The sequence below is a fragment of the Rhodococcus sp. R1101 genome, assembly GCF_000278445.1.
GTDB lineage: Bacteria > Actinomycetota > Actinomycetes > Mycobacteriales > Mycobacteriaceae > Rhodococcus > Rhodococcus gordoniae.
The window spans coordinates 1-12326 of sequence record NZ_AJVB01000072.1 but is presented as its reverse complement, the minus strand read 5'-3'; the positions used below and the strand labels follow the sequence as shown (position 1 = coordinate 12326).

Annotated in this window: 10 protein-coding genes and 1 pseudogene; 7 read left to right on the top strand and 4 right to left on the bottom strand. The window is 68.9% G+C overall.

The features are described from left to right. The first annotated feature begins 211 nt into the window (after window positions 1-211). Together purF and purM are read left to right on the top strand one after the other, a co-directional pair. On the top strand, window positions 212-1792 hold the full coding sequence (purF, locus tag R1101_RS0107650) for an amidophosphoribosyltransferase (protein ID WP_016932861.1): 1581 nt from the start codon (window positions 212-214) through the stop codon (window positions 1790-1792). A 136-nt stretch (window positions 1793-1928) separates the two neighbouring features. Beyond that, window positions 1929-3002, top strand: a complete 1074-nt coding sequence (gene purM / locus R1101_RS0107645) for a phosphoribosylformylglycinamidine cyclo-ligase (RefSeq protein ID WP_016932860.1) — start codon at window positions 1929-1931, stop codon at window positions 3000-3002. Between the two features lie 223 nt (window positions 3003-3225). On the opposite strand, the gene R1101_RS0107640 is transcribed toward purM, so the two are convergent. The 4 genes from R1101_RS0107640 to ygfZ form a co-directional block, all read right to left on the bottom strand. Continuing rightward, complete coding sequence (locus tag R1101_RS0107640; RefSeq protein ID WP_006551813.1) at window positions 3226-3417, bottom strand: DUF3073 domain-containing protein; 192 nt, start codon at window positions 3415-3417, stop codon at window positions 3226-3228. A gap of 194 nt (window positions 3418-3611) precedes the next feature. Beyond that, the gene (locus R1101_RS0107635; protein ID WP_016932859.1) at window positions 3612-4592 is read right to left on the bottom strand and encodes an asparaginase; all 981 of its coding nucleotides are present in this window, start codon (window positions 4590-4592) and stop codon (window positions 3612-3614) included. After that, window positions 4589-5281, bottom strand: a complete 693-nt coding sequence (locus tag R1101_RS0107630; RefSeq protein ID WP_051017498.1) for an MOSC domain-containing protein — start codon at window positions 5279-5281, stop codon at window positions 4589-4591. Before R1101_RS0107630 ends, R1101_RS0107635 begins: the two co-directional genes overlap by 4 nt. A gap of 17 nt (window positions 5282-5298) precedes the next feature. Beyond that, window positions 5299-6429, bottom strand: a complete 1131-nt coding sequence (gene ygfZ, locus R1101_RS0107625; RefSeq protein ID WP_016932857.1) for a CAF17-like 4Fe-4S cluster assembly/insertion protein YgfZ — start codon at window positions 6427-6429, stop codon at window positions 5299-5301. A gap of 56 nt (window positions 6430-6485) precedes the next feature. Between ygfZ and R1101_RS0107620 the strand changes: the two genes are divergently transcribed. The 5 genes and pseudogenes from R1101_RS0107620 to R1101_RS26085 all read left to right on the top strand — a co-directional run. Next, window positions 6486-7340 (top strand): aminodeoxychorismate lyase, encoded by an 855-nt coding sequence (locus tag R1101_RS0107620; RefSeq protein ID WP_016932856.1) that lies wholly within the window; start codon window positions 6486-6488, stop codon window positions 7338-7340. A 268-nt stretch (window positions 7341-7608) separates the two neighbouring features. After that, window positions 7609-9108 carry a cytochrome ubiquinol oxidase subunit I gene (locus R1101_RS0107615; RefSeq protein WP_016932855.1) on the top strand — a complete coding sequence of 500 codons (1500 nt, stop codon included), beginning with the start codon at window positions 7609-7611 and terminating at the stop codon, window positions 9106-9108. A gap of 12 nt (window positions 9109-9120) precedes the next feature. After that, the gene (gene cydB, locus R1101_RS0107610) at window positions 9121-10158 is read left to right on the top strand and encodes a cytochrome d ubiquinol oxidase subunit II (RefSeq protein WP_016932854.1); all 1038 of its coding nucleotides are present in this window, start codon (window positions 9121-9123) and stop codon (window positions 10156-10158) included. Then, window positions 10155-11876 carry a thiol reductant ABC exporter subunit CydD gene (cydD, locus tag R1101_RS26090; protein WP_016932853.1) on the top strand — a complete coding sequence of 574 codons (1722 nt, stop codon included), beginning with the start codon at window positions 10155-10157 and terminating at the stop codon, window positions 11874-11876. The genes cydB and cydD overlap by 4 nt, the downstream gene beginning before the upstream one ends. Window positions 11877-11895: 19 nt before the next feature. Beyond that, window positions 11896-12326: pseudogene (locus R1101_RS26085) on the top strand (ABC transporter ATP-binding protein); the annotation flags it as partial.

Sequence of the window (12326 nt, the reverse complement as noted above, 5' to 3'; positions counted from 1 at the left end):
GCCTGGTGGTCGGCAGCATCGATTTCGACGCGGCCGTGACCTCGGGGGCGGTGGAGGCATCGGGTGGGCGCGCCGCGGAGATCGGCCGGCTGCTCCCGATCGCCCGACTCTGACGTCCGGCGGGGTGCACACCGGGTGTGTGGGAAGAAGCACCTCCCGCGGGCCGTAGAATGGGGGGAGCCCCGCTTGTCCAGCCTCAGGGAGCACGTCCGTGACCAGTGCCGATCTGTCGGTCCACACACGTAATCTTCTCGCCTCCACCGAACCCGAGAACGAACCCCGCGAAGAGTGCGGAGTGTTCGGAGTGTGGGCTCCCGGCGAGGACGTGTCCAAGCTCACTTATTACGGTCTCTATGCGCTGCAGCACCGCGGACAGGAAGCCGCGGGCATCGCCGTGGCCGACGGTTCGCAGGTGCTCGTGTTCAAGGATCTCGGACTCGTCAGCCAGGTCTTCGACGAGCAGACGCTCGCCGCGATGACCGGGCACATCGCCATCGGTCACTGCCGCTACTCCACCACCGGGTCCACGACCTGGGAGAACGCGCAGCCGATCTTCCGCACCACCGCCTCCGGCTCGGGCGTCGCGCTCGGCCACAACGGCAACCTCGTCAACACCGCCGAACTCGCCGAACGCGGACGCCGCCTCGGTGTGCTCGATCCCACGCGGCCCGGCGCGGCGAATTCGGACTCCGACACCGTCGGTGCGCTGCTCGCGCACGGCGCGAAGAACAGCACGATCGAAGAGGCCGCGATGGAGCTGCTCCCGCAGCTGCGCGGCGCGTTCTGCCTGACCTTCATGGACGAGCACACCCTCTACGCGGCCCGCGACCCGTGGGGCATCCGCCCGCTGTGCCTCGGACGGCTCGACCGCGGCTGGGTCGTGGCCAGCGAGACCGCCGCCCTCGACATCGTCGGCGCGTCCTTCGTCCGCGACATCGAACCCGGCGAGCTGCTCGCGATCGACGCGAACGGTGTGCGCTCGTCGCGCTTCGCCAACCCCGAGCCCAAGGGCTGTGTCTTCGAGTACGTCTACCTCGCGCGCCCCGACTCGACCATCGCCGGTCGCTCCGTGCACGCGACCCGCGTGGAGATCGGACGCCGGCTCGCGAAAGAACATCCGATCGACGCCGATCTGGTCATCCCGGTGCCCGAGTCGGGCACCCCGGCCGCCGTCGGGTACGCGCAGGGTTCGGGACTCCCGTACGGGCAGGGCCTGATGAAGAACGCCTACGTGGGACGCACCTTCATCCAGCCCAGCCAGACCATTCGGCAGCTCGGTATCCGGCTCAAGCTCAACCCGCTGCGCGAAGTGATCCGCGGTAAGCGGCTCGTCGTGGTCGACGACTCGATCGTGCGCGGCAACACGCAGCGCGCCCTGATCCGGATGCTGCGCGAGGCCGGCGCCCTCGAGATCCACGTGCGCATCGCGTCGCCGCCGGTCAAGTGGCCGTGTTTCTACGGCATCGACTTCGCGTCGCCGGCCGAGCTGATCGCCAACGGCGCAGGCACCCGCGACAGCGTCGAGGAGGGGCACGACTACGACGAGATGGTCGAGATGGTGCGCCGGTCGATCGGGTCCGATTCGCTCGGCTACATCTCGATCGACGGCATGATCGGTGCCACCGAGCAGCCCGCATCCCGTTTGTGCGCTGCATGTTTCGACGGTCACTACCCGATCGCGCTTCCCACCGAACACCGGGCGGGCAAGGACGCCTTCGGCGTCGTCGACACCGATTCGGTCACCCCGACGGTGTTGGACAACGACAACGCGGACGTTCTCAGTCGGCCGTAGAAGCTGGTCGGGTACCGTAAGTGCCGCGGTCGGCCCGGTTCGGCGTGCGTTTCGCATGCCCGGACGCAGGTACCCGGCCCGCGCGTAGCCAGATTTTTCACGACAAGACACAACTCGAGGCTGGAGCCGACAACTCATGACCGAGGACGCAACCCCCGGAGCTTCCTACGCCGCGGCGGGCGTGGACATCGAGGCCGGTGACCGAGCCGTCGAACTGTTCGCCCCGCACGCGAAGAAGGCCACCCGCCCGGAGGTCATGGGCGGCCTGGGTGGGTTCGCCGGTCTGTTCGCCCTCAAGGGCGGATACAAGGAGCCGCTGCTCGCGGCGTCCACCGACGGCGTCGGCACCAAGCTTGCGGTGGCGCAGGCGCTCGACAAGCACGACACGGTCGGGCTCGACCTCGTCGCGATGGTCGTCGACGACCTCGTGGTCTGCGGTGCCGAGCCGCTCTTCCTGCAGGACTACATCGCGGTCGGTCGCGTCGTGCCCGAGCGCGTCGCGGAGATCGTCGCGGGTATCGCCGAGGGATGCGTCCAGGCCGGATGCGCGCTGCTCGGTGGCGAGACCGCCGAGCACCCGGGCGTGATGGCCGCCGACGACTACGACCTGTCCGCGACCGGCGTGGGTGTCGTCGAGGCCGAGAAGCTCCTCGGACCCGACCGTGTGCGCCCCGGCGACGTCGTGATCGCGATGGGCGCTTCGGGTCTGCATTCGAACGGTTACTCGCTCGCCCGCAAGGTCCTGCTCGACATCGGCAAGATGAGCCTGACGGCGCACGTCGACGAGTTCGGTCGCACCCTCGGTGAGGAACTGCTCGAGCCCACCCGCATCTACGCCAAGGACTGCCTCGCGCTCGCCGCCGAGACCGAGGTGCGCACCTTCTGCCACGTCACCGGTGGCGGTCTCGCCGCGAACCTCGCGCGTGTGATGCCCAAGGGGCTCGTGGCCGAACTCGACCGCACCACCTGGAGCCCCGCTCCGGTCTTCGGCCTCATCGCGCAGCGCGGACGGGTCGAGCGGGCCGAGATGGAGAAGACCTTCAACATGGGCGTCGGCATGGTGGCCATCGTGGCCCCCGAGGACGTCGATCGCGCTCTGGCGGTGCTCACCGCCCGGCACATCGACTGCTGGACGCTGGGCACGGTCCGCAAGGCGCAGGACGGCGCCGACGAGCGCGCGGTGCTGCTCGGAGATCATCCGCGCTTCTGACAGGCGCACGCGTCGCCCGGCGCGAACACGACGAAAGGCCGGTTCCCCCAGGAAAACTGGGAGACCGGCCTTTCGGTTACTGCCGTGTCGTGAACTCGGAAGTCACAGACTCGAAGGCTGAGGACGGAAACGAGCGCCGCCCGGCCTCGCGTCGAATGCCGACCACACCGACGGAGGGGGAGCCGAAAGATCGGCCTCCCCCTCCGTCGGAGAGTGATTCAGGTCAGCGACGCCAGTCGTCGTCGTAGTCGTCGTCCCATCCGGAACGTTGCTCGGCGAAGACTTCGTCCCGCTGCGAGTTGGTTGCTCCGCCAGACAGCTCTCGCTGGAGGCTCTCGAAGTCGGTGGACGGCGAGCTGTACTTGAGTTGCCGTGCAACCTTGGTCTGCTTTGCCTTAGCCCGGCCGCGGCCCATGGCCAACCCCCTCGCGCTTTGACGGGGCGGCCTGGGGAAAAGTGGCGGCCCCGGTGTGTTGAGTATTTTCCTGACGCCCACTTTAGCGTGGAAAGTTCGGTTGCGCCTCCACACACCCGGCTGGGCCGGTGTCCGTTACGCCTCATAACGACCCGACCTGCATGAATGCTGGTGAAATGTGATAAAGATGCCCTTCAGAACACCCCCGGGACGGCCCGGACGGTGCCGACTCGCACGCCGCCGCCGAACACCGGCGCGGACGAGAGCATGGCCAGCCGTTCGGAGTCGAAGGTCGCGGAGTCTGCGGCGGTTCCCGAACCGAGGCGGTGGAGCAGGGCCGCGGTGAGCGGGAGGCGTGCCCGCTCGTGCCCGTCGTCGATCTTGAAAGCGAAGGATGTGCCGTCCGGCAGTGCACCGGCGTGGATTCCGTCGGCGCCCGCCTTGCACAGCAGGCCGCGCACCGCACGCATGAGCTTCAGGTCGTCCTTGCCGGTTCCTGAGATGAGGAACGGATGCTCGCGCACCGCGTCGGCCACGGCGCGTTCGGGTGTGCCGGCCCCCGCCGTCGCCAGCCGCGAGTAGGCGCGGGCCAGATTGAACAGCGGGACGGGCACGATCGGCAGTCCGCAGCCGTCGATCCCGAGGTCGGTGTCCTCGATGTCGCCGGTCAGCTCGAGGATCGTCTCGGTCACCCACTGCTGCAGCGGGTGACCGCTGTCGGTGTAGCCGTCGGTGTCCCAGCCGTTCGCCGTGCACGCCGCGAGCATGGCCGCGTGCTTGCCCGAGCAGTTCATGTAGATCGACCGCGGTGTGCCTCCGGCGGCGAGTACCTCGGCGCGGGCGAGTTCGTTGCCGGGCAGGTCCGTCGGGCAGCGGAGATTCTTCTCGGTGAAGCCCGCGCCGGTCAGGAGCCGGTCGACGGCCTCCACGTGGTCGGCCTCACCTTCGTGCGAGGCCGTGGCGATCGCGAGTTCCGCCGAATCGCGGGGAACGAAGCCGGCGCGCAGCAGCGCGACCGCCTGCAGGGGTTTGTTCGACGACCGCGGATAGATCGGCGTGTGTACCTCGCCCACCGAGACGAGCACTTCGCCGTCCGGGTCCAGGACGATCAGCGACCCGCGGTGGACGCATTCCCGGAAACCCGAACGCACCACCTCGACCAGTTCGATGCTCAACGGGCCTCTCCCTTCCGTGACCGCCCCGCGGAACCCTTCTGTGGTCGTCCCGCGAGGCGCCGGGCCTTGGCGACGACGCTCGGAGCGAGGCCGGACTGCTGCTCGAGCATCGCGGCGACCCGCTCGTGGCCCTGCCCGGTGAACAGATCGCGCACCGTCGCTCCGTGGGAGGGGACGTGCTCGACGACGATCCGATCGCCCGCACTCACCGGTCCCTCGACGATCACCTTCAGGTACGCGCCGCAGTCGCCCCGGGCGGTGAACCGCGTGACCCAGTCGCCCTCGTGCGAGCGGATCGCGAAGGTGCGGCAGGGCGTGCGCGGCCCGGTCACCTCGAGGAGCAGACCGCCCTCACCGACACGCCACCGCTCACCGATGACGGCGTCGGTGGGGGAGAACCCGGCGACGTGCAGATTCTCGCCGAACCAGCCGATGGGCAGTTCGCGGTCGAGTTCGGTGCCCCAGCGCCGCGACTCGGCTTGCGAGAAGGCGTAGACGGCTTTGAAACGACCGCCGTGGTTGGCGGTGTCGCACTGGCGGTCGCCGGCCAGGCCGAGTTCGCCGACGTGCACCGGCCCGTCCACGGGACGCTTGTCGATCGCGGTGACGGGATTGCGTCGCAGTCCGGTTTCGTGCAGCGTGTGCACGATGCAGGCCGCTACGACGGTCCCCGAGGTGGCCGGCCGCATGCCGGCTGTATCGGCGGTCACCGGCCGCGCAATCGGTCGACCGCCGCCCTTCCTGCCTGGATGCCGTCGTCGGGCGGGATGGAGTCGGGGTCGATGGATGCCGCGCACGGCCCCGCGACGAGCGCCGTGTCGGGCGTGATGGTGCGCTTGACGAGCGCGAGCGCGATCGGCCCGAGTTCGTGGTGGTCGACGATCGTGCCGATCCGCCCGACCGTGCGGCCTCCCGCCGTGATGTCGTCGCCCGTCTCCGGTCGTCCGTCGGCCGAGCCGTCGAGATGGATCAGGACGAGGTGTCGCGGGGGCTTACCGAGATTGTGGACGCGCGCGACGGTCTCCTGGCCGCGGTAGCACCCCTTGTCGAGGTGGACGGCGCCGTACTGGTCGGGGCCGCCGATCCAGCGGGCCTCGTGCGGGATGGTGCGCTCGTCGGTGTCGACACCGATGCGGGGACGGACCGCTTCGACGCGCAGAGCCTCGAAGGCCCAGCTGCCGGCGGGGCGTGCGCCTGCGTCCCGCAGCGCGGTGAAGGTCGCGGTGAGCGACTCGCGCGGCACCAGAAGGTCGAAGGAGTGCTCGGTGGGCCACGGCATCCGGCGCACGAACCCGCCGGAGGGCAGAGCGACGGCCGCGTAGGGCTCGGTCGGCAACGAGCCGATGCCCAGTGCGGACAGCACGGCCGGGCTTCCGGACTCCGGCCCGAGCAGGCTCAGCATCGCGAGTTCGTTGCCGTCGCGGGGTTCGGCCTTCGCCCAGAACACCATCTTCTTCAGGAAGGCGAGCAGATCGGGTCCGCGATCGGCTTCGGTGTCGATCCACGTCACGCCGTCGAGGTCGGTCTGCACGAAATGGTGTTCGACGCGGCCGTTCGCATCGAGGCTGAGGTTCTCGGCGGAGGAACCCGCGGGGAGCGAGGCGATGTGCTGGCTGGTGATGGTGTGCAGCCAGCTCAGGCGTTCATCGCCGGGGACGGCGACGACGAAGCGGGTGGAACGATCGACCACCGCGGCTGCAGTGGACGCGGCACGTTGTTCGCCGAGCGGGTCGCCGTAATGCCAGGGAAGTCCGGCATCGGGCCCACCGGAGGGCGAGGCGACTGCGCCGGGAAGTGCGAGAAGGGCGCTTTCGGACACGATCGGAGACTCGGTCACGACACCAGTCTATGGGGAACCGGCCGACAGGTCTGCCAGTGGCTAGGCTGAGCCCCATGGCTGAGCGGGTGCTGGTGACGCTGGACGGCGAGGTGAGGGATGCGGACGCACCCCTTCTGCACGCCGACGATTTCGGTGTTCTTCGTGGCGACGGGGTGTTCGAGACGTTGCTCGTGCGAGGCGGTCGGGCGTGTGCGCTCGAACTGCACCTTGCCCGCCTCGTGGCGTCCGCGGCCTCCGTGCAGCTGCCCGAACCCGATCGCGACGACTGGCGACTGGCCGTCGATGTGGCCCTCGAACAGTGGGGCGCGGAGCGGGAGGGTGTCCTGCGGCTGGTCTACACGCGTGGCCGCGAGGGCGGCGACACCCCGACGGCCTTCCTGCTCGTGACGCCGGTGGCCGAACGTGTCGCCACGGTCCGGCGCGACGGTGTGTCGGTGGTGACCCTGGAGCGGGGCTACTCGACAGACCTCGCGCAGAAGGCGCCGTGGCAACTGCTCGGCGCCAAGACGTTGTCGTACGCGACGAACATGGCGGCGCTGCGCCACGCCGAGGCGGTCGGTGCGGACGACGTGATCTTCGTCAGCGCCGAGGGTTCTGTGCTCGAAGGTCCGCGTTCGACCGTGCTCGTCGCGCGCGGACGGACGCTGGTCACACCGCCGCCGGAGCAGGGGATCCTCCCCGGTACCACGCAGCAGGCGCTGTTCGATCTGGCGGGTGAACAGGATTTCGCGGTCCGGTACGAGCCGTTGCGCCCGGCGGATCTCGTCGTCGCCGACGGGGTCTGGCTCATCTCGAGCGTGGCTCTCGCGGTGCGTGTGCACACGCTCAACGGGCACGCGCTGGTGTCACGTGTCCAGGAGGGCGAAATCGAGGGTCTCGTGAGCAAGGCGGTCGACGCCGCCAAGTGAACGAGGTGGTCGACGCCGCCGGGTGAACGAGGCGGTCGACGCCGCCGGGTGAGCGGTGGCGGGTGTCCGCTGCGCTGTTCCACCTCCGATGTGACGTGTGTCCGATGTGTCGGGCGACACGAACGTGTTCCACTGTCCGCAATCGCTACTACATTCGGTAGTAACAAGGCCGGGAGAAGTGCTACCGGCATGATTGTGCGAACGAGAACCGCAGCGTCGGCCCACGCTCGGATTCCCGTACCGACCCGGGCCTCACCTCGGAGTGGCAATGGACGTCTTGGATCTGTCCCGGTGGCAGTTCGGGATCACGACGGTGTATCACTTCATCCTCGTGCCGTTGACGATCGGCCTCGCGCCGCTCGTCGCGATCATGCAGACGATGTGGGTGGTCACCGGCAAGGACCACTGGTACCGCCTCACGAAGTTCTTCGGGAAGATGTTCCTGATCAACTTCGCGCTCGGTGTCGCGACCGGCATCGTGCAGGAATTCCAGTTCGGCATGAACTGGAGCGAGTACTCCCGCTTCGTCGGCGACGTCTTCGGCGCACCCCTCGCCCTCGAAGGCCTCGTCGCCTTCTTCATGGAGTCGACCTTCCTCGGCCTGTGGATCTTCGGCTGGACACGGCTGCCGAAACTCGTACACCTCGCGACCATCTGGCTCGTCGCGATCGGCGTGAACGCCTCCGCCTACTTCATCATCGCGGCGAACTCGTTCATGCAGCACCCGGTCGGGGCGGTCTACAACCCCGAGACCGGACGCGCCGAGCTGACGAGCATCTGGGAACTGCTCACCAACAACACCGCGCTCGCGGCTTTCCCCCACGCGGTCGCCGGCGGATTCCTCACCGCCGCAACCTTTGTCGCAGGCATCGGCGGCTGGTGGATGGTCCGCAACATGCGACGCGCCGCCGCGATCCGCGCCTCGGAACCCGAAGAGGCACAGAAGCTCGAGGACGACGCCCGCGGACTGTTCCGCCCCGCGACCCGCCTCGGGCTGATGGTGATGATCATCTCCGGCATCGGGCTGTTCGTCACCGGCGACGTCCAGGCCAAGCTCATGTTCGAGCAGCAGCCGATGAAGATGGCCTCGGCCGAATCGCTGTGCCATACCGAGACCGACCCCAACTTCTCGATCCTCACCGTCGGCACACACAACGACTGCGACGGCGTCGTCCACGTCCTCGACGTGCCGATCGTCCTCTCCTACCTCGCCCAGGGTGAATTCTCGGGCGTGACGCTGCAGGGCGTCGAGGATCTGCAGGCGCAGTACGAGGAGCAGTTCGGCCCCGGTAACTACAAGCCCAACCTGTTCGTCACCTACTGGTCGTTCCGCGCGATGATCGGCCTGGCCGCCGGCTCCGCGGCCCTGGCCCTGGCCGGGCTGTGGGTCACCCGCCGAGGCCGGGTACCCGATCAGAAATGGTTCTCGTGGCTGTCGCTGATCGCGATCCCCACCCCCTTCCTGGCGAACAGCGCGGGCTGGATCTTCACCGAGATGGGCCGGCAGCCCTGGGTGGTGCACCCCAACCCGACGGGCGTGGACATGATCCGGCTCACCGTCGACCAGGGCGTCTCCGATCACACCGCCGGCACGGTGCTCACCTCGCTGATCGCCTTCACCCTCGTCTACGCGGCACTCGGAGTCGTATGGTTCTGGCTCATCCGCAAGTACGCGATGGAGGGTCCGCAGGAACACGACGCCCAGCCGCCGGGTTCCGGCGACGACACAGACGACACGCAGCCGACACAGCTGTCCTTCGCGTACTAGGAGTGGGCGGACATGGGACTTCAGGAAATCTGGTTCATCCTCATCGCAGTGCTGTTCACCGGCTATTTCGTCCTCGAGGGGTTCGACTTCGGTGTCGGCATGCACTTCCCGGTGCTCGGACGCGGCAGGACCGTCGAGGCCGACACCAGGCGCCGGGTGCTGCTCAACACGATCGGTCCGGTCTGGGACGGCAACGAGGTCTGGCTCATCACCGCGGGCGGTGCGCTGTTCGCGGCGTTCCCGGAGTGGTACGCGACCCTCTTCTCCGGTTTCTATCTCCCGCTGCTGCTGATCCTGCTCGCCCTGATCGTGCGGGTATGCGCCATCGAATGGCGCGGCAAGATCGACGACCCGGCCTGGCGTCGCCGCTGCGACTGGGGGATCATCTTCGGCTCGTGGGTCCCCGCAGTGCTGTGGGGCGTGGCGTTCGCGAACATCGTGCGCGGCGTGGCGATCGACGCCGACAAGCAGTACATCGGCGGCTTCTTCGACCTGCTGAATCCGTACGCTCTGCTCGGCGGGGCGACGACGGCGCTCGTCTTCGCCCTGCACGGTGCGGTCTTCATCGCGCTCAAGACCGAAGGCGAGGTCCGGACCGACGCCGTGGCGTTGTCGCGGAAGCTGGCCGTGCCCGCAGTCCTCGTGGCCGGCACGTTCGTGGTGTGGACACAGCTCGCCTACGGCAAGGGCTGGACGATCGCCCTCGTCGCCGTCGCGGCGGTCTCGCTGCTCGCGGTGGTCGCGCTGACCGTCGCCGAGCGTGAGGGCTGGGCGTTCGTGTTCACCACCGTGGCGATCGCCGCGACCGTGGTTCTGCTGTTCGCGTCGCTGTTCCCGAACGTGATGCCCTCGACTCTCGACCCGGCGTGGTCGCTCACGATCGAGAACGCCTCGTCGAGCCCGTACACACTGAAGGTCATGACGTGGGCCGCAGCGTTCATGACTCCGGTCGTCCTGGCCTACCAGGGCTGGACGTACTGGGTGTTCCGCCGGCGTCTGTCGACCGACCACATCCCGCACTCGATCGGATTGAAGATCGGCTCGAAGTGACGACGACGCACTCCTCCGTCCCCGCCGACGCCTCCGCGCGCCGGCGGGGACCGGTGGACCCGCGGTTGTGGCGCTACTCGGCCGCGGCTCGCGGATATCTCGTCCTGACGGTGGCCACCTCGGTGGTCGATGTCGTGATGGTCGTCGTCACCGCGCTCATGATCGGCCGGGTGCTCGCAGGTGTCATCACCACCGACGCCCGGTCGATCCTCGACTGGACGACCGAACTGATGATCCTCTCCGCGGCGATCGTCGTGCGGGTCGCGGTGACGTGGTTGCAGTCGCGGTACGCGCACCGTTCCGCGACCCGCGTGGTCGCCGGACTCGAGCACGACGTCCTCGACGCCGCAGCGAATCTGCCTCCGCGAGCACTCGATCCGCGACGCGACGAGATCGCGGTGGTCCTCACCCGCGGTCTCGACGGACTGAAGGACTATCTCACCGGCTATCTGCCGGCCCTGGTGCTGGCGGTGATCCTCACGCCGGTGACGATCGTCGTGATCGCCCTGCACGACCTCACCTCGGCGATCATCGTCGTGGTCACTCTCCCCCTGATCCCGATCTTCATGATCCTCATCGGCCTGCTCACCAAGGGCAAGGCCGACCGCACCTTGCGCGCGATGACCACCCTCTCGTCGCAACTGCTCGACCTGCTCGCGGGACTCCCGACACTGCGCGCACTCGGACGCGAGAAGGGGCCCGCCGATCGCGTGCGCGAACTCGGCGACGAGCACCGCGCGACCACGATGTCGGCCTTGCGCGTGGCGTTCCTGTCCGGAACGGTGCTGGAATTCCTTGCCACGCTGTCGGTCGCGCTGGTCGCCGTGAGTATCGGTATGCGATTGGTCTACGGAGCGATGCCGCTCGAAGCCGGCATCATCGCGTTGATCCTCGCGCCCGAGGCCTACCTCCCGCTGCGGACCGTCGGCAACAAGTTCCACGCCGCCGAGGACGGGATGGCCGCGGCCGACAAGGCGTTCGCCGTGCTCGACTCGGCGCCGGGTGAGGTGCACCCGCGAAGCGGGTCCGCGAGAACGATCGGCACCGGCCGAGCGGAGATGTGCGAGATCGTCTTCGACGGCATGAGCGTCCCCGGACGCGGCGGGAACGCCCCGCACCGACTCGACGCGGTCTGCCGTCCCGGGAAGATCACCGCGCTCACCGGTGCCAACGGGGCGGGCAAGTCCACGGCACTGCTGGCGCTGCTCGGTCTCGCCCAGCCGAGCGAAGGGGCCGTGACCGTCGACGGCCGGCCCGTCGTGGGCGACGAGGGCTGGTGGTCGCAGGTGGCATGGCTCCCGCAACGACCGGTGCTGCTGCCGGGCAGCCTCGCCGGCAACCTTCGGCTCACGGGCGTCGACCCGGACACCACCGATCTCGACGACGTCTGTGCGGCCACCGGTTTCGACAGCGTGCTCGCCGAACTCCCGGACGGCTGGGAGACCGTCGTCGGGGCGGGCGGCACAGGTCTGTCGCTCGGCCAACGTCAGCGACTGGCGCTCACCCGCACCCTCGCCTCCCCACGTCCGGTGCTGCTGCTCGACGAACCGACCGCCCACCTCGACGAGGACACCGAGGCCACCGTGCTCCACACACTGCGCGGTCTCGCCGCGACCGGGCGAACAGTGGTGGTGGTCGCGCACCGCCCCACCCTGCTCGCCATCGCGGACGAGGTCGTCACCGTCCACGCGGCACCGACCACGGAGGTGGCCCGATGAGGGGCGCGGAGGAAGCCCGATGAAGGACCTGCGCCGCGCGATGGCCCTGCTCGAACTCGAACCGCGCCGGGTGCTGCTCGCCGTCCTCGCCGGTGTCGCGACCCTCGGCAGCGCGCTGCTGCTCGCCGGCCTGTCGGCGTGGCTGATCGTGCGCGCGTGGGAGATGCCCCCCGTCCTCGACCTGACCGTCGCGGTCGTCGCGGTGCGGGCACTGGGCATCTCCCGCGGGTTGTTCCGCTACTTCGAACGTCTCGCGACACACGAGACCGCTCTGCGCGGCACGACGTCGGCCCGGGCGAATCTCTATCGGCGACTCGCGGACGGCGATCCGGCCGCTGCCCTGGGCCTCGGGCGCGGCGATCTGCTCGCCCGCACCGGCGCCGACGTCGACGCCCTCGGTGACGTCGTGGTGCGCGCACTCGTGCCCATCGCCGTCGCGTCCGTGCTCTC